General features: G+C 70.6%; 16 protein-coding genes. 13 read left to right on the top strand and 3 right to left on the bottom strand.

Annotation, left to right across the window (positions count from 1 at the left end):
• Positions 1-13: 13 nt before the first annotated feature.
• The gene (locus tag IE226_RS19195) at positions 14-670 is read right to left on the bottom strand and encodes a potassium channel family protein (RefSeq protein ID WP_190082522.1); all 657 of its coding nucleotides are present in this window, start codon (positions 668-670) and stop codon (positions 14-16) included.
• A 67-nt stretch (positions 671-737) separates the two neighbouring features.
• Here IE226_RS19195 and IE226_RS19190 point away from each other — a divergent pair, with 67 nt between their 5' ends.
• Entirely contained in the window at positions 738-1,301 is a 564-nt protein-coding gene (locus IE226_RS19190; RefSeq protein WP_190082521.1) for an HIT family protein, read from the top strand.
• 3 nt (positions 1,302-1,304) lie between these two features.
• Here the strand turns inward: IE226_RS19190 and IE226_RS19185 are convergent, their stop codons facing one another.
• Both IE226_RS19185 and IE226_RS19180 read right to left on the bottom strand, forming a co-directional pair.
• Positions 1,305-2,972 carry an AbeC-like domain-containing protein gene (locus IE226_RS19185; RefSeq protein WP_190082520.1) on the bottom strand — a complete coding sequence of 556 codons (1,668 nt, stop codon included), beginning with the start codon at positions 2,970-2,972 and terminating at the stop codon, positions 1,305-1,307.
• Positions 2,973-3,115: 143 nt separating this feature from the next.
• Positions 3,116-5,323: an elongation factor G-like protein EF-G2 gene (locus tag IE226_RS19180; protein WP_190082519.1), complete on the bottom strand. Its 2,208-nt coding sequence runs from the start codon at positions 5,321-5,323 to the stop codon at positions 3,116-3,118.
• 258 nt (positions 5,324-5,581) lie between these two features.
• Here IE226_RS19180 and pgsA point away from each other — a divergent pair, with 258 nt between their 5' ends.
• The 12 genes from pgsA (at position 5,582) to secD (ending at position 16,534) form a co-directional block, all read left to right on the top strand.
• Positions 5,582-6,253, top strand: a complete 672-nt coding sequence (gene pgsA / locus IE226_RS19175) for a phosphatidylinositol phosphate synthase (protein WP_190082518.1) — start codon at positions 5,582-5,584, stop codon at positions 6,251-6,253.
• A complete protein-coding gene (locus IE226_RS19170) occupies positions 6,250-7,188 on the top strand; it encodes a phosphatidylinositol mannoside acyltransferase (protein ID WP_190082517.1) in 939 nt (312 codons plus the stop codon). The genes pgsA and IE226_RS19170 overlap by 4 nt, the downstream gene beginning before the upstream one ends.
• Positions 7,185-8,345: a glycosyltransferase family 4 protein gene (locus tag IE226_RS19165; RefSeq protein WP_190082516.1), complete on the top strand. Its 1,161-nt coding sequence runs from the start codon at positions 7,185-7,187 to the stop codon at positions 8,343-8,345. Before IE226_RS19170 ends, IE226_RS19165 begins: the two co-directional genes overlap by 4 nt.
• A gap of 84 nt (positions 8,346-8,429) precedes the next feature.
• Positions 8,430-8,975 (top strand): LemA family protein, encoded by a 546-nt coding sequence (locus tag IE226_RS19160; RefSeq protein WP_190082515.1) that lies wholly within the window; start codon positions 8,430-8,432, stop codon positions 8,973-8,975.
• Positions 8,976-9,121: 146 nt separating this feature from the next.
• Positions 9,122-10,036: a pyridoxal 5'-phosphate synthase lyase subunit PdxS gene (pdxS, locus tag IE226_RS19155; protein WP_190082514.1), complete on the top strand. Its 915-nt coding sequence runs from the start codon at positions 9,122-9,124 to the stop codon at positions 10,034-10,036.
• Between the two features lie 12 nt (positions 10,037-10,048).
• Complete coding sequence (gene pdxT, locus IE226_RS19150; RefSeq protein ID WP_190082513.1) at positions 10,049-10,657, top strand: pyridoxal 5'-phosphate synthase glutaminase subunit PdxT; 609 nt, start codon at positions 10,049-10,051, stop codon at positions 10,655-10,657.
• Positions 10,658-10,732: 75 nt separating this feature from the next.
• Entirely contained in the window at positions 10,733-11,485 is a 753-nt protein-coding gene (locus IE226_RS19145) for a YebC/PmpR family DNA-binding transcriptional regulator (RefSeq protein ID WP_190082512.1), read from the top strand.
• Positions 11,486-11,617: 132 nt separating this feature from the next.
• Entirely contained in the window at positions 11,618-12,193 is a 576-nt protein-coding gene (gene ruvC, locus IE226_RS19140) for a crossover junction endodeoxyribonuclease RuvC (RefSeq protein ID WP_190082511.1), read from the top strand.
• Complete coding sequence (gene ruvA / locus IE226_RS19135) at positions 12,190-12,798, top strand: Holliday junction branch migration protein RuvA (RefSeq protein WP_190082510.1); 609 nt, start codon at positions 12,190-12,192, stop codon at positions 12,796-12,798. The genes ruvC and ruvA overlap by 4 nt, the downstream gene beginning before the upstream one ends.
• A gap of 57 nt (positions 12,799-12,855) precedes the next feature.
• A complete protein-coding gene (gene ruvB / locus IE226_RS19130) occupies positions 12,856-13,938 on the top strand; it encodes a Holliday junction branch migration DNA helicase RuvB (RefSeq protein WP_190082787.1) in 1,083 nt (360 codons plus the stop codon).
• Positions 13,939-14,102: 164 nt separating this feature from the next.
• Positions 14,103-14,570 carry a preprotein translocase subunit YajC gene (gene yajC / locus IE226_RS19125; RefSeq protein WP_190082509.1) on the top strand — a complete coding sequence of 156 codons (468 nt, stop codon included), beginning with the start codon at positions 14,103-14,105 and terminating at the stop codon, positions 14,568-14,570.
• 170 nt (positions 14,571-14,740) lie between these two features.
• A complete protein-coding gene (gene secD / locus IE226_RS19120) occupies positions 14,741-16,534 on the top strand; it encodes a protein translocase subunit SecD (RefSeq protein ID WP_190082508.1) in 1,794 nt (597 codons plus the stop codon).

Genomic DNA, 16,534 nt, shown 5'->3' with positions numbered 1-16,534 from the left:
GCCCCCGGGACGTTCAGCGTCCCGGGGGCCTCTTCTCGTCCTCCCGCGCGAACACCTGAAGCAGCCACGACGAGAACGACCCCGTCACCGCGCCGAGCAGCGCGAGCCCGCCGAGCATCACGCCCACCGCGACCAGGCGCCCCACGGGTGTCACGGGCGCCACGTCGCCGTAGCCCACCGTCGAGAGCGTGGCCGCGGTCCACCACACCGCGTCCCCGAAGGTACGGATCGTGGCGCCCTGAGCCGAGTGCTCGTGCTGGTAGACGGCGAGCGCCCCGGTGAAGCCGAGGAGCAGCGCCGAAAGCCCGGCATACGTGACTACGCGCGCGTGCAGCGTGAGACGCGGCCTGCCGTGCCTGCGCTGGACGGCCTCGTAGACGTGCACGACGCGCAGCGGCCGCAGCAGGGGCAGGACGAGGACCACGGTGTCCAGCCAGTGGCTGCGCACAAAACGCAGGCCCTGCCCGCTCAGCCGCCACCGCACCGCGTAGTCCACGGCGAACAGGGCCCAGGCCGCGCAGAGCACCGCGAGGCAGATGTCCCGCCATGCCCGGGGCAGCCCCGAGGCCAGGACCTGTACCGCGTACGAGGTCAGATAGAGGAGTGACGCCACGGCGAGGAGTGCTTCCGTGCGGCGCTCCCAGCGTGTCTGACGGCTTTCATCGGTCATCGACCCAGCTTCGCCGTGCTGCGCCCGGCGGGCGCCCCGCCGACACGCTCCGATCGCGGCAAGTCATATGCTGCACTGCATGACGAGTGAGCCGGAGCAGCAGATCGGAGTGGGGACGCAGGACGCGTTCCAGCGCCTGTGGACGCCCCACCGGATGGCGTACATCCAGGGCGAGAACAAGCCGAGCGGTCCGGGCGCCGACGACGGCTGCCCCTTCTGCACCATCCCGGCCAAATCCGACGAGGACGGCCTGGTCATCGCGCGCGGCGAGCAGGTGTACGCGGTGCTCAACCTCTACCCGTACAACGGCGGCCATCTGATGGTCGTGCCCTACCGTCACGTCGCCGACTACACCGAGCTGACCGCCCCGGAGACGGCCGAACTCGGCGAGCTCACCAAGCAGGCCATGACGGCCCTGCGCGCCGCGTCCGGCGCCCACGGGTTCAACATCGGCATGAACCAGGGCACCGTGGCGGGCGCCGGCATCGCCGCGCATCTGCACCAGCACGTCGTGCCGCGCTGGGGCGGGGACACGAACTTCATGCCGGTCGTCGGGCACACGAAGATCCTGCCGCAGCTGCTCGCGGACACCCGCAAGATGCTGGCCGACGCCTGGCCCGCCACCCGCTAGGACCTACGCGTCGTACACGTCCGCCTTCCTCGGCATCGGGTCCTGGACCGCACCGCTGAGGAAGCCGGAGCGCGCACCGAACTTCTCCGTGTTGACGCCGTTCTCCTCGAGCACCTTGATGGCCGCCGAGTGCACCACGCGCAGCACCGGCGTGGCCGCCCGCAGGGCGTCGTCCGCCATGAAGCGGTGCCGCCACGGCTTGTCCGCCCAGGCGTGCCGCAGGCCGAAGGGCTCGGGCAGGACCAGCTTGCCGCCGAGGTGGTCAAGGAGCGGGGGATACCAGGTGAAGGGCGCCCGCAGCGCGAGGCGTACCACCTCGTCCGCGTCGACCAGGGGCAGCTTGCGCTCCGTGGTCTCCCAGAACTTGATGGGCTTGGAGACCTTCTTGACCTTGGGGTCGGGCTTGCTCGTGAACAGGGAGTGGACCGGGCCGAGCGCGTGGCCGGTGACCTCGATGCGCAGGGTCTCGTGCAGGACGGTCACCGTGATCAGCATCGTGATGACCAACTGGCCGTCCCAGAGCGTGAACTGGCAGCCCAGATAGTGCCGGTTGCCGCCGCCGAACTGCTGCTCGTTGCAGATCCGCTGTATCTCGTGGCCCCGGACCTGGAAGGCCTCGACCTCCGTGCCCGAGGGGCGCGCCACCGCCTTCGCGTTCTCCCCGATGGGGGTGACGATCCAGTGCTTTATCGACGGCTTCGGGAAACCGCCGGTGTGCAGGGGGCCGCGCTCCAGGAGGCGCAGCTGGTCGTGCACCGCCCGTATGACGTCCCAGCTGCGGAACGGGTGGATCTCCGTGCCCTCCTTGCCGGCGACCAGCTCCTCGGCCAGCTGCCAGCTGCCCCAGCGCGTGCCCATGCCCAGTATTCCCTTGGGCCCCGCGTAGAAGACCGAGTTGCTCTGCTGCTCGGCGGAGAGGCGGGCCAGGCCCTGGCGGAGCTGCTCGGCGGCCGTCTCGCCCGGGCTGCCCGGCACCGCCTCGGGGATCTTCGCGCCGATGCCGCCGCCGGAGAGCAGGCTCGACCAGCGCTCGCGGAGGTCTCTCGCGGTGCGCTCGGCGATCAGCTTGGCCCAGAACCAGCCCGCCACCGGGACGACGATCGCCGCGCGGATGTACCAGCCGAGGAGGCCGTCGACCGGCAGCTTGATGAGAAAGATCACGGCCAGGACGCCCACGGCCACCATGACGGCCGTCGCGATCGCGCTCGCCCGCTTGTTGTCCCGCTTGACCACCGCCTGCTTGATGGTGAACAGCAGCAGCCAGACGAGGAGTCCCGGCAGGAACAGCAGTCCGCACAGCACCATCACGACGGTGAGCCAGCGGTCGCGGTCCTTGCGGATGTTGCTCGCCGCGAGGCAGTGCTCGACGATCGACTGCGGCTCCATGCCGAAGGACTGGATGAGCGGTTTGCGGGCGCCGCCGAGCATCCGCACCTGCACGGCCCGGGCGAAGGCCTCGCCCAGATTGGGCGCGCAGAGCGACCAGAGGCCCTTGTGCACCTCGGACTTGTGCCATTCGTTGTTGGCGTCGAGGATCTTCGACACCTTGTCGTCGCGGTACGCGGCCGAGGCGAGGGCATGGGTCGCCGCCGTCTGCCCCGCGGCCCCGGACAGCGGGACCTGGGCCCCGGGCCTGAAGTCGAATACGTCGTCCGCCACTGCCGCCCCCATCGCCGCACTGTTTCGCTGCTGCGGCTCTTCCCGACTTCCTTGCCCTGCACACCTGTTGATCAGGTCATCAGCGTATCGGTGCGCACCGACATCCGGCAGGGCGCATCGGTACGCCCTGCCGGAAATCCTCGACCGGGACTCGACTAGGAGACGTCCTGGGCCTGTTCGCGGATCCTCTCGGAGAGCTGGGGCGGCATGGGTTCGTGCCGTGCGTACGTGCGGCTGAAACGCGCGGTGCCCTGCGAGAGGGACCGCAGATCCACGGCGTACCGCCCGATCTCGATCTCCGGCACCTCGGCCCGTACGAGCGTGCGCCCGCCCGGCGCCTGCTCGGTGCCGACCACCCGGCCGCGGCGTCCCGAGAAGTCGCTCATCACCGGCCCCACATGGTCGTCGCCGACCAGCACCCGCACCTCGGCCACCGGCTCCAGGAGATGGATCCGGGCTTCGGCGGCGGCCTCGCGCAGGGCGAGCGCGCCCGCCGTCTGGAACGCGGCGTCGGAGGAGTCCACCGAGTGTGCCTTGCCGTCGAGCAGCGTGATGCGCACGTCGATCAGGGGATAGCCCGCGGCCACCCCCTTCGCGGCCTGCGCCCGCACGCCCTTCTCGACGGACGGTATGAACTGGCGCGGCACGGCGCCGCCCACCACCTTGTCGACGAACTCGATGCCGCTGCCGCCCGGCAGCGGTTCGACCTCGATCTCGCAGATCGCGTACTGCCCGTGGCCGCCGGACTGCTTCACATGACGGCCGCGCCCCGCCGACTTGCCCGCGAACGTCTCCCGGAGGGAGACCTTGTGGCTCACGACGTCGACCTGTACGCCGTACCGGCTGCGCAGCCGTTCGAGGGCGACGTCGGCATGTGCCTCGCCCAGGCACCACAGGACCACCTGGTGGGTGTCCTGGTTCTGTTCCAGGCGCATCGCGGGGTCCTCGGCGACCAGGCGGGAGAGCCCCTGGGAGAGCTTGTCCTCGTCCGCCTTGCTGTGTGCCTGGATGGCGAGCGGCAGGAGCGGGTCCGGCATGTCCCAGGGCTCCATCAGGAGCGGGTCGTCCTTGGCCGAAAGGGTGTCTCCCGTCTCGGCGCGATTGAGCTTGGCCACGCAGGCCATGTCGCCCGCGATGCAGCGCGTGAGGGGGCGCTGCTGCTTGCCGAAGGGGGAGGAGAGCGCGCCGACGCGCTCGTCCACTTCGTGGAGGGCGCGGCCCTCGTGGCCGCGGTCGGCCAGACCGTGCCCCGAGACGTGCACGGTCTCCTCGGGACGCAGGGTGCCGGAGAAGACGCGTACGAGCGAGACGCGCCCCACGTAGGGATCGGACGCCGTCTTCACCACCTCGGCGACGAGCGGGCCGTCGGGGTCGCAGCTCAGCGCGGGGCGCGCCTTGCCGCCCGGAGTGGTGACGGCGGGCGCAGGGTGCTCCAGGGGGGTGGGGAAGCCGCCCGTGATCAGCTCCAGGAGCTCGACCGTGCCGATGCCCTGGCGTGCGCCCTCGGCCGCCGGCGCCGCCGCGAGCACGGGGTGGAAGATGCCGCGCGCCACGGCCCGTTCCAGATCGTCGACGAGTGTCTTGAAGTCGAGGTCCTCGCCGCCGAGATAGCGGTCCATGAGGGACTCGTCCTCGCTCTCGGCGATGATCCCCTCGATCAGTTTGTTCCGTGCTTCGGTGATGACCGGGAGCTGGTCCTCGCCGGGTTCGGACTCCTTGCGTTCGCCGGACGCGTAGTCGAAGACCCGCTGCGAGAGCAGCCCGACCAGGCCGGTCACCGGAGCGTGCCCGTCCGGGCCCTTGGCGCCGTGCAGCGGCAGATACAGCGGGAGCACCGCGTCGGGGTCATCGGCGCCGAAGGCCTCGGCACACGTCCGCGTCATCTCCCTGAAGTCGGCGCGAGCGGACTCCAGATGGGTCACCACGATGGCCCGCGGCATACCGACCGCCGCGCACTCCTCCCAGACCATGCGGGTCGCGCCGTCCACGCCGTCCGCCGCCGAGACGATGAAAAGGGCCGCGTCCGCGGCGCGCAGACCGGCCCGTAACTCGCCGACGAAATCGGCGTACCCGGGTGTGTCCAGAAGGTTGATCTTGTAGCCGCCCCATTCGACGGGGATCAGGGACAGCTGTACGGAGCGCTGCTGCCGGTGCTCGATGTCGTCGTAGTCGGAGACGGCCGTGCCGTCCTCCACCCGGCCCGCCCGGTTCACCGCCCCCGCGGTCAGCGCGAGGGCCTCCACGAGGGTCGTCTTGCCCGATCCACTGTGGCCGACCAGCACCACATTCCGTACGGACGCGGGGTGGTCGGCCGCTGTAGCCCTGCCGGCGGCTCCGGGGTGTGCGTTCGCCTTGTCGCCCATGCCTTGGCCTCCCGGTTACGTGCACGGTGAGGAGGCACAGCCCCCTCGGGGATGCTGGCTGCTCGCGGACGTGCGGGGCCGTGTGCGGGTCGGCTCCGGCGACGCCCGCGGTGCTTTCGAGCTTTCCACCCGGGTCACTGTGCGTCCATACGTCGTACGCGATCGTGAGGGGGCGAGCCGGTCCGTCAAGGGCGTGACTACGATGGGCCAGCCGGTGGCCAACAGGGCCGCGCGGCTCACCGACCCCTCGGGAAGGCCATGCTGAACAAGTACGCGCGTGCATTCTTCACGCGTGTTCTCACACCGTTCGCCGCGTTTCTCATCCGACGTGGCGTGAGCCCCGACGCGGTCACCCTCATCGGCACCGCCGGGGTGATGGCGGGCGCGCTGGCCTTCTTCCCCCGCGGGGAGTTCTTCTGGGGCACGATCGTCATCACGCTCTTCGTGTTCTCCGACCTGGTCGACGGGAACATGGCGCGGCAGCTGGGCCGCTCCAGCCGCTGGGGAGCCTTCCTGGACTCGACCCTCGACCGGGTCGCCGACAGCGCGATCTTCGGTGGCCTGGCGCTCTGGTACGCGGGCTCGGGCGACGACAACATCCTGTGCGCCGTCTCCATCTTCTGCCTGGCCAGCGGCCAGGTCGTCTCGTACACGAAGGCGCGCGGCGAGGCGATCGGCCTGCCCGTCGCGGTCAACGGCCTGGTGGAGCGCGCCGAGCGCCTGGTGATCACACTGGTCGCCGCGGGCCTCGCGGGACTGCACAAGTTCGGCGTCCCCGGCATCGACGTACTGCTGCCCGTCGCGCTGTGGATCGTCGCCGTCGGCAGCCTCGTCACGCTCGTCCAGCGCGTCGTGACCGTACGCAGGGAGTCCGCCGAGGCGGACGCGGCCACGGAGGCCCCCGCACAGGGCAGTGAGGCCACGCCGTGAAGGACCGCCTGACCGACGCGCTCTACGGAGCCGCCTGGAGCTCGGTCAAGAAGCTCCCCGAGCCGGTCGCGGTGCGCCTGGGCCGAACCATCGCCGACGCCGCGTGGAAGCGGCGCGGCAAGGGCGTCCTGCGCCTCGAGGCGAACTACGCGCGCGTGGTGCCCGACGCGAGCCCGGAGCGCCTGCGCGAGCTGTCGAGGGCGGGCATGCGCTCGTACCTGCGCTACTGGATGGAGTCGTTCCGGCTGCCGTCCTGGAGCCGGGAGCGCATCGGGGCAGGCGTCGCCATCAACGACCTCCACCGTCTGACGGACGGCCTGGCCTCCGGCAAGGGCGTCATTCTGGCCCTTCCGCACCTGGGCAACTGGGACCTGGCGGGCGCATGGGTCACCACGAAGCTGGACACGCCGTTCACGACGGTCGCCGAGCGCCTCAAGCCCGAGACGCTGTACGACCGTTTCGTCGCCTACCGCGAGGGCCTGGGCATGGAGGTCCTGCCGCACGAGGGCGGCTCCGCCTTCGGCACCCTGGCGCGCCGGCTGCGCGCGGGCGGCCTCGTCTGCCTCGTCGCGGACCGGGACCTCTCGGAGTCCGGCGTCGAGGTCAAGTTCTTCGGGGACACCGCGCGGATGCCCGCAGGGCCCGCGATGCTCGCGCAGCACACGGGGGCGCTGCTGCTGCCGGCCACCCTCTGGTTCGACGAGACGCCTGTCATGAAGGGGCGTGTTCACGCCCCCGTCGATGTCCCCGAGACAGGTACCCGCAAGGAGAAGACGTCTGTCATGACGCAGGCGCTGGCAGACGCCTTCGCCACGGGTATCGCCGACCATCCGGAGGACTGGCACATGCTGCAGCGCTTGTGGCTCGCTGATCTCGACCCCGTGAAGGGGCCCGCCGAAGGGTCCGGACGTCCGGCCGGAGGGACCGCGCCGTGAGGATCGGCATCGTCTGCCCCTACTCGTGGGACGTGCCGGGCGGCGTCCAGTTCCACATCCGCGACTTGGCGGAGCATCTGATCGGCCTCGGGCACCAGGTGTCCGTCCTGGCCCCCGCGGACGACGAGACCCCCCTTCCGCCGTACGTCGTCTCGGCGGGCCGCGCCGTCCCCGTGCCGTACAACGGCTCGGTGGCCCGGCTCAACTTCGGGTTCCTCTCGGCGGCGCGGGTACGGCGCTGGCTGCACGAGGGCACCTTCGACGTCATCCACATCCACGAGCCGACCTCGCCGTCGCTCGGGCTGCTCGCGTGCTGGGCGGCGCAGGGCCCGATCGTCGCCACGTTCCACACGTCCAACCCGCGCTCGCGGGCGATGATCGCCGCCTATCCGATCCTGCAGCCCGCCCTGGAGAAGATCAGCGCGCGCATCGCGGTGAGCGAGTACGCGCGCCGCACGCTGGTCGAGCACCTGGGCGGCGACGCGGTCGTCATCCCGAACGGCGTGGACGTCGACTTCTTCGCGAAGGTCGAGCCCAAGGCGGAGTGGCAGGGCAGCACGATCGGCTTCATCGGACGCATCGACGAGCCGCGCAAGGGCCTGCCGGTCCTGATGAAGGCGCTGCCGCAGATCCTCGCCGAGCGCCCGGACACCCGGCTCCTCGTGGCAGGACGCGGCGACGAGCACGAGGCCGTCTCCTCGCTGCCCGTCGAGATGCGGGAGCGCGTGGAGTTCCTCGGCATGGTCAGCGACGAGGACAAGGCGCGGCTGCTGCGCAGCGTCGACGTGTACGTCGCTCCCAACACCGGGGGCGAGAGCTTCGGGATCATCCTGGTCGAGGCGATGTCGGCGGGCGCACCCGTGCTCGCCAGCGATCTGGACGCCTTCGCGCAGGTGCTCGACCAGGGCGCCGCGGGCGACCTGTTCGGCAACGAGGACGCGGACTCCCTGGCCGCGGCGGCCCTGCGGCTCCTGGGCGACCCCGCGCGCCGCGACGAACTGCGGGAGCGCGGCAGCAGGCACGTGCGCCGGTTCGACTGGTCGACGGTGGGCGCCGACATCCTCTCGGTGTACGAGACGGTGACGGACGGAGCGACGGCGGTGGCCGCCGACGAACGCTCCGGCTTCCGGGCGCGGTTCGGGCTCGCACGGGACTGATCGCCGCGGGCCGGGGGAGACCGGCGGTGGGCGAGGGGAACCCGGCGGTCCTGGGGGCGGGGCGGCTCGACTAGCCTCGGGCCGGTGACCTCGACACTGATCTGGATCGCGGTGGCCCTCTTCGCGGTCGGCCTCTACCTGAGCTGGACCGCGGGCCGCCTCGACCGGCTGCACGCCCGCATCGACGCGGCCCGCGCCGCCCTCGACGCCCAGTTGCTGCGCCGCGCCTCGGTCGCCCAGGAGCTGGCCACGTCCGGGGTGCTCGACCCCGCGGCCTCCATCGTGCTCTACGAAGCGGCACACGCGGCCCGGCAGGCGGAGGAGGAGCACCGGGAGGTCGCGGAGAGCGAGCTCAGCCAGGCCCTGCGCGCGATCTTCGGGGAGGTGCAGCAGGTCGAGGTGGTGCGCGAGGCCCCCGGCGGCGACGAGGCGGCGACCGAGCTGGCCGCCGCCGTACGGCGGGTGCCGATGGCCAGGCGCTTCCACAACGACGCCGTACGCGCGGCCCGCGCCCTGCGCAGGCACCGCAAGGTCCGCTGGTTCCGCCTCGCGGGGCACGCGCCGTTCCCGATGGCCTTCGAGATGGACGACGAGCCGCCGGTCGCCCTGGCCGACCGCGCCACCACGTAGGCCCCTCAGGGCCATCCCGTCCACGCTGACCAGGGGCGTCGGGGAAAAATGAGCCACCGGTCATCCATTGGCCCTTGCTGTGGACTGGTCGCCGGGAGTTTCCTCGTAGGCGCAGGAACCCGTCTTCAGCGAGCGAGGTCAACTCCGTGTCCACCACCTCTTCCAGCAGCAACCAGTCGCCCGAGACCGGCACCGCGCGCGTCAAGCGCGGCATGGCCGAGCAGCTCAAGGGCGGCGTCATCATGGACGTGGTCAACGCCGAGCAGGCGAAGATCGCCGAGGACGCGGGTGCCGTGGCCGTCATGGCCCTGGAGCGGGTCCCGGCCGACATCCGCAAGGACGGCGGCGTGGCCCGGATGTCCGACCCGAACATGATCGAAGAGATCATCGAGGCCGTCTCCATCCCCGTCATGGCCAAGTCCCGCATCGGCCACTTCGTCGAGGCCCAGGTGCTCCAGTCCCTCGGCGTCGACTACATCGACGAGTCCGAGGTCCTGACCCCGGCCGACGAGGTCAACCACAGCGACAAGTTCGCCTTCACGACCCCGTTCGTGTGTGGTGCCACCAACCTGGGCGAGGCCCTGCGCCGCATCGCCGAGGGCGCGGCCATGATCCGCTCCAAGGGCGAGGCCGGCACCGGCAACGTCGTCGAGGCCGTGCGTCACCTGCGCCAGATCAAGAACGAGATAGCCAGGCTGCGCGGCTTCGACAACAACGAGCTGTACGCCGCCGCCAAGGACCTGCGCGCCCCGTACGAGCTGGTCAAGGAGGTCTCCGATCTTGGCAAGCTGCCGGTGGTCCTCTTCTCGGCCGGTGGCGTCGCCACCCCCGCCGACGCCGCCCTGATGCGCCAGCTCGGTGCCGAGGGTGTCTTCGTCGGCTCCGGCATCTTCAAGTCGGGCGACCCGGCCGCGCGCGCCGCCGCCATCGTGAAGGCCACCACCTTCTACGACGACCCCAAGATCATCGCGGACGCGTCCCGCAACCTCGGCGAGGCCATGGTCGGCATCAACTGCGACACCCTCCCCGAGGCCGAGCGCTACGCCAACCGCGGCTGGTAAGGCATCACACAGATGAATGACACCCCTGTAGTCGGCGTCCTTGCACTCCAGGGCGACGTACGGGAGCACCTGATCGCCCTGGCCTCGGCGGACGCCGTGGCCAGGCCGGTCCGGCGTCCCGAAGAGCTTGCGGAGGTGGACGGCCTCGTCATCCCCGGCGGCGAGTCCACCACCATCTCCAAGCTGTCCGTCCTCTTCGGCCTGATGGAGCCCCTGCGCGCGCGCGTGCGGGACGGCATGCCGGTCTACGGCAGCTGCGCGGGCATGATCATGCTGGCCGACAAGATCCTCGATCCGCGCTCGGAGCAGGAGACCTTCGGCGGCATCGACATGATCGTGCGCCGTAACGCCTTCGGGCGGCAGAACGAGTCCTTCGAGGCGGCCGTCGACATCGCGGGCATCGACGGCGACCCTGTGGAGGGCGTCTTCATCCGCGCCCCCTGGGTCGAGTCGGTCGGCGCGCGCGTCGAGGTGCTCGCGGAGCACGGGGGACACATCGTCGCCGTGCGCCAGGGCAACGCGCTCGCGACGTCGTTCCACCTCGAGCTGACGGGCGACCACCGGGTGCACGAGCTGTTCGTCGGGATGGTGCGTGGGAACACGGAGGCCGGATCCTTGTAGGATCCGGGGGTCCCCCCGGGTTCTCGAGGTCCGGGGGAGTTCGTACAGGTTGGGTAACGCGAAGGAGACAGGCAGATGTCCGGCCACTCTAAATGGGCTACGACGAAGCACAAGAAGGCCGTGATTGACGCCAAGCGCGGCAAGCTCTTCGCGAAGATGATCAAGAACATCGAGGTCGCGGCCCGTACGGGCGGCGCCGACGTGTCCGGGAACCCGACCCTCTTCGACGCCATCCAGAAGGCCAAGAAGAGCTCGGTCCCGAACAAGAACATCGACTCCGCGGTCAAGCGCGGTGCCGGTCTCGAAGCCGGTGGCGCCGACTACGAGACGATCATGTACGAGGGCTACGGCCCGAACGGCGTCGCGGTGCTCATCGAGTGCCTCACCGACAACCGCAACCGCGCGGCATCGGACGTGCGCGTGGCGATGACCCGCAACGGCGGCTCCATGGCCGACCCGGGCTCCGTCTCGTACCTCTTCAACCGCAAGGGCGTCGTGATCGTCCCCAAGGGCGAGCTGTCCGAGGACGACGTCCTGGGCGCTGTCCTGGACGCGGGCGCCGAAGAGGTCAACGACCTCGGCGAGTCCTTCGAGGTGCTCTCCGAGGCCACCGACATGGTCGCGGTCCGTACCGCGCTCCAGGACGCCGGCATCGAGTACGACTCCGCCGACGCCAACTTCGTCCCGACCATGCAGGTCGAACTGGACGAGGAGGGCGCGCGGAAGATCTTCAAGCTCATCGACGCGCTCGAGGACAGCGACGACGTCCAGAACGTCTTCGCCAACTTCGACGTGAGCGACGAGGTCATGGAGAAGGTCGACGCGTAACGCTCCCGCGAGCTGAGCGGTTTCGGCGGGCCGGATGGGACACACGTCCACCGGCCCGCCGCTGTTGTCGGTGGCAGCGGATAGCCTGGCGTGAAGTCAAAGATCGCTGCCGCGACGAGGGGAGGGGCGCGCATGCGCGTACTGGGGGTGGACCCCGGGCTCACCCGGTGCGGTGTCGGCGTCGTCGACGGCGTGGCCGGACGACCGCTCACCATGCGCGGAGTCGGCGTCGTGCGTACGCCCGCCGACGCCGAGCTCGGCCACCGCCTGGTCGCCATCGAGCAGGGCATCGAGCAGTGGCTCGACGAGCACGACCCGGAAGTCCTCGCGGTGGAGCGGGTGTTCAGCCAGCACAACGTACGGACGGTCATGGGCACCGCCCAGGCGAGCGCCGTGGCCATGCTCTGCGCCTCGCGCCGCGGCATCCCCGTCGCCCTGCACACCCCCAGCGAGGTCAAGGCCGCCGTCACCGGCAGCGGTCGCGCCGACAAGGCACAGGTCGGCGCGATGGTCACCCGCCTCCTGCGGCTCGACGCACCGCCCAAGCCCGCCGACGCCGCGGACGCCCTCGCGCTCGCCATCTGTCACATCTGGCGCGCCCCCGCCCAGAACCGCCTCCAGCAGGCCGTCGCCCAAAACCGCCTCCAGCAGGCCGCGGCCCTGCACGCATCGCGCACCACCCCGGCACAGAAAGGCCGTACCGCATGATCGCCTTCGTCAGCGGCCCCGTAGCCGCCCTCGCCCCCGACACCGCGGTGGTCGAGGTCGGCGGCGTCGGCATGGCCGTCCAGTGCACGCCCAACACCCTCTCCACGCTCCGGGTCGGCCAGCAGGCCAAGCTCGCCACCTCCCTGGTCGTGCGCGAGGACTCCCTGACGCTGTACGGCTTCGCGGACGACGACGAGCGCCAGACCTTCGAGCTCCTGCAGACCGCGAGCGGCGTCGGACCGCGTCTCGCGCAGGCCATGCTCGCCGTGCACAGCCCGGACGCCCTGCGCCGCGCGGTCGCCACCGGAGACGAGAAGGCGCTCACCGCCGTGCCGGGCATCGGCAAGAAGGGCGCCCAGAAGCTGCTCCTGGAGTACAAGGACCGCCTCGGCGAGCCCATCGGCACCGGCGGCCCCGCGATCGGCACCCCGGTCACCTCCGGCTGGAGCGATCAGCTGCACGCGGCGCTCATCGGCCTCGGGTATGCGACGCGCGAGGCCGACGAAGCCGTCGCCGCCGTCACCCCGCAGGCCGAGGCCTCCGAGAAGCCGCAGGTGGGCCAGCTCCTCAAGGCCGCACTCCAGACGCTGAACCGCACCCGCTAGCGCCTCCGCATGACGCGCCGACCCCCGACCACCAGAACCACATCGCGAGGCGAGCTCATGAACTGGGACGAGACGACCGACGACGCGACTGCCGCACCCGCCGCGGCCGAGCGGCTCGTCGGTGCGTCCGCCGACGGCGAGGACCAGGCGGTCGAGGCCGCCCTCCGCCCCAAGGACCTGGACGAGTTCATCGGCCAGGAGAAGGTCCGCGAGCAACTCGACCTCGTCCTGCGCGCCGCCCGCGCGCGAGGCGCCACCGCCGACCACGTCCTGCTCTCGGGCGCCCCCGGGCTCGGCAAGACGACCCTCTCGATGATCATCGCGGCCGAGATGGGCGCCCCGATCCGCATCACCAGCGGCCCCGCCATCCAGCACGCGGGCGATCTCGCGGCGATCCTCTCCTCCCTCCAGGAGGGGGAGGTGCTCTTCCTCGACGAGATCCACCGGATGTCCCGGCCTGCCGAAGAGATGCTCTACATGGCGATGGAGGACTTCCGCGTCGACGTGATCGTCGGCAAGGGTCCCGGCGCCACGGCCATCCCGCTGGAACTGCCGCCCTTCACCCTGGTCGGCGCCACCACCAGGGCGGGCCTGCTGCCGCCGCCGCTGCGCGACCGCTTCGGCTTCACCGGGCACATGGAGTTCTACGAACCCGCCGAGCTGGAGCGCGTGATCCACCGCTCGGCACAGCTGCTCGACGTGGCGATCGACCCGGACGGCGCCGCCGAGATCGCGGGACGCTCGCGCGGCACGCCCCGCATCGCCAACCGCCTGCTGCGCCGCGTGCGGGACTACGCGCAGGTCAAGGCCGACGGAGAGATCGACAGGGAGATCGCCGCCGCGGCCCTCAAGGTCTACGAGGTGGACGCCCGCGGCCTCGACCGCCTCGACCGCGCGGTCCTCGAAGCCCTGCTCAAGCTCTTCGGCGGCGGACCCGTCGGGCTCTCCACGCTCGCGGTGGCCGTGGGGGAGGAGCGCGAGACGGTCGAGGAGGTCGCCGAGCCCTTCCTGGTGCGGGAGGGTCTGCTCGCGCGCACCCCGCGCGGCCGGGTCGGTACGCCCGCCGCATGGGCGCATCTCGGCCTTGTGCCGCCGCGGCAGGCGGGCGGAATCGGACAAGGGGACCTGTTCGGGGCGTGACGGCGCGCGTAGTGGAGCGGTCAGGAACTGCGGTGCCATGCTGAGCGTTGTTCGTTAGGTGCGGACTCGCTTAGACTCCGCCGATGCCGTCCTTGTGGGCGGCGTGCCCACCCCCGTCCATCAGGCCGCTTATCTGCGCGGTCATGCGAAGGAAACTCCGTCCCGTGAATATCGTGACCCTCCTCCCCTTCATCGTGCTCATCGGGGCCATGTTCCTGATGACGCGCTCCGCCAAGAAGAAGCAGCAGGCGGCCGCGCAGATGCGCAATGAGATGCAGCCCGGCACCGGCATCCGCACGATCGGCGGTATGTATGCCACCGTCAAGGAGGTTCACGACGACGCCGTCCTCCTTGAGGTGGCTCCCGGTGTGCACGCGTTCTACGCGAAGAACGCCGTGGGCGCCGTCCTCGAGGACGACGAGTACAACCGCATCGTTCACGGCACGAGTGCCGTGAAGTCGGACGACCCCGTCGTCCCGGACGACGCCTCCTCCCTCACCGGGACCGACGAGCCCGCCGCCGGCGCTTCCGACGACTCGCCCATCGACCTCGGCAAGAAGGACGCGGACAGCGCCCCCGAGGCCGACGACGCCGAGCCGAAGAAGACCGACGGCGAGTCCGGCACGAAGTAACCACCACCGGGGTCCGTGGGGTGCGCCGCTCGCGCTGCCACGGCCCCCGAAGTGCGTGGGTTTCGTGGCGGGTCTCGACACCATTTCATGGCCGCCCGACCCGGGAACTCCCCGTTCAGTGAGGGGCAGTGCACCGGACGCCGGGGCGGTTGGACAGGGAGAACGAGAAGGTGGCAGCACCTAAGAAGGGCCGAAGGCAGAGCGCCCCGGGCAAGCCGGGCCGCTCATTGGTCTTCATTCTGATCGCCCTCGTGGCGCTCACCGGGGGGATGTTCCTCTCCGGGAACACGACGCCTCGCCTCGGCATTGACCTCGCCGGCGGCACCAGCATCACGCTCCAGGCGAAGGACGAGCCGGGCCAGAAGAAGAGCGCGATCAACCCGACCAACATGAACACCGCGGTCAGCATCATCAACAACCGCGTCAATGGTCTGGGTGTGTCCGAGGCCGAGGTGCAGACCCAGGGCGACGACAACATCATCGTCAACATCCCCAAGGGCACGAACGAGAAGCAGGCGCGCGAGCAGGTCGGCACGACCGCTCAGCTCTACTTCCGTCCCGTGGTGACGGTGGCCAGCGGCGAGCCCACGCCCGAGCCGTCCGCCAGCTCGTCCGGCAAGGGCAAGGACAAGGGCAAGGACACCGCGGACCCGGACAAGGCGACCGAGCAGGGCGACGGCAAGGGTGACGACAAGGCGTCCCCGACCCCGACCGCCTCGCCCACCTCGCAGGGCCGCGCCGTCACCGACGGCCTGAAGGCCGACGCCACCCCGACCCCGAAGGCTTCGGACAAGGGCGGCGACAAGGACAAGGCCGCGCCGACGCCCACCCCGTCCGCGGACCCGGCCACCGCGGCGCTGCAGAAGAAGTTCACCGAGCTCGACTGCACCGACAAGGCGCAGCGCGGCAAGGTCGGCGACGGCATCAAGCCGTCCGAGCAGACCATCGCCTGCGGCAAGAACAGCGCGGGTCAGTGGGAGAAGTACGTCCTCGGCCCTGCCGAACTGAACGGCAAGGACGTCGACGACGCCAAGGCGACGATCAACCAGCAGAGCGGTGCCTGGGTCGTCAACATGGAGTTCACGGGCAGCGGCTCGAAGAAGTTCTCCAAGACGACCAGCAAGCTCTCGCAGCAGCAGCAGCCGATGAACCAGTTCGCCATCGTCCTGGACGGCGAGGTGGCCTCGGCCCCCAGCGTCAACACGACCCTGAGCGCGAACGCCGAGATCTCCGGCAGCTTCACCCAGGAGTCGGCGCAGGACCTCGCCAACATCCTGTCGTACGGCGCGCTGCCGCTCACCTTCCACGAGCAGAGCGTCACCACCGTCAGCCCGGCACTCGGCGGCGAGCAGCTGCACGCCGGTCTGATCGCCGGCGCCATCGGCCTCGCGCTCGTCATCATCTACCTGGTGGTCTACTACCGCGGGCTCTCGCTGATCGCCATCGCGAGCCTCCTGGTCTCGGCCGCCCTGACGTACACCCTGATGACGCTGCTCGGCCCGGCCATCTCCTTCACCCTGAACCTGCCCGCGGTGTGTGGTGCGATCGTTGCCATCGGTATCACCGCGGACTCGTTCATCGTGTTCTTCGAACGCGTCAGGGACGAGGTCAGAGAGGGACGCACACTGCGGCCCGCCGTCGAGCGCGCCTGGCCGCGCGCCCGGCGCACCATCCTGGTCTCCGACTTCGTGTCGTTCCTGGCGGCCGCGGTGCTCTTCATCGTCACCGTCGGCAAGGTCCAGGGCTTCGCGTTCACGCTCGGCCTGACCACGCTGCTCGACGTCGTGGTGGTGTTCTTCTTCACCAAGCCGCTGATGACCCTCATGGCCCGCAAGAAGTTCTTCGCGAACGGCCACAAGTGGTCCGGCCTCGACCCGAAGCGGCTCGGCGCCAAGCCCCCGCTGCGCCGCACCCGCCGTGCCACTGGTTCCGCCGCTGGCCCTGTCGACCCGAAGGAGGCCTGA

Origin of the sequence: Streptomyces longisporoflavus (genome assembly GCF_014649775.1) — a bacterium.
GTDB classification, from domain to species: domain Bacteria; phylum Actinomycetota; class Actinomycetes; order Streptomycetales; family Streptomycetaceae; genus Streptomyces; species Streptomyces longisporoflavus.
Note: the sequence above shows the minus strand (reverse complement) of the source record. Positions and strands in the feature narration are given on the sequence as shown.

Bases quoted from the DNA above. Each gene is read 5' to 3' on its own strand.
- IE226_RS19195 (WP_190082522.1), bottom strand. From the start codon at position 670: ATGACCGATGAAAGCCGTCAGACACGCTGGGAGCGCCGCACGGAAGCA.
- IE226_RS19190 (WP_190082521.1), top strand. From the start codon at position 738: ATGCTGCACTGCATGACGAGTGAGCCGGAGCAGCAGATCGGAGTGGGG.
- IE226_RS19185 (WP_190082520.1), bottom strand. From the start codon at position 2,972: ATGGGGGCGGCAGTGGCGGACGACGTATTCGACTTCAGGCCCGGGGCC.
- IE226_RS19180 (WP_190082519.1), bottom strand. From the start codon at position 5,323: ATGGGCGACAAGGCGAACGCACACCCCGGAGCCGCCGGCAGGGCTACA.
- pgsA (WP_190082518.1), top strand. From the start codon at position 5,582: ATGCTGAACAAGTACGCGCGTGCATTCTTCACGCGTGTTCTCACACCG.
- pdxT (WP_190082513.1), top strand. From the start codon at position 10,049: ATGAATGACACCCCTGTAGTCGGCGTCCTTGCACTCCAGGGCGACGTA.
- IE226_RS19145 (WP_190082512.1), top strand. From the start codon at position 10,733: ATGTCCGGCCACTCTAAATGGGCTACGACGAAGCACAAGAAGGCCGTG.
- ruvC (WP_190082511.1), top strand. From the start codon at position 11,618: ATGCGCGTACTGGGGGTGGACCCCGGGCTCACCCGGTGCGGTGTCGGC.
- ruvA (WP_190082510.1), top strand. From the start codon at position 12,190: ATGATCGCCTTCGTCAGCGGCCCCGTAGCCGCCCTCGCCCCCGACACC.
- ruvB (WP_190082787.1), top strand. From the start codon at position 12,856: ATGAACTGGGACGAGACGACCGACGACGCGACTGCCGCACCCGCCGCG.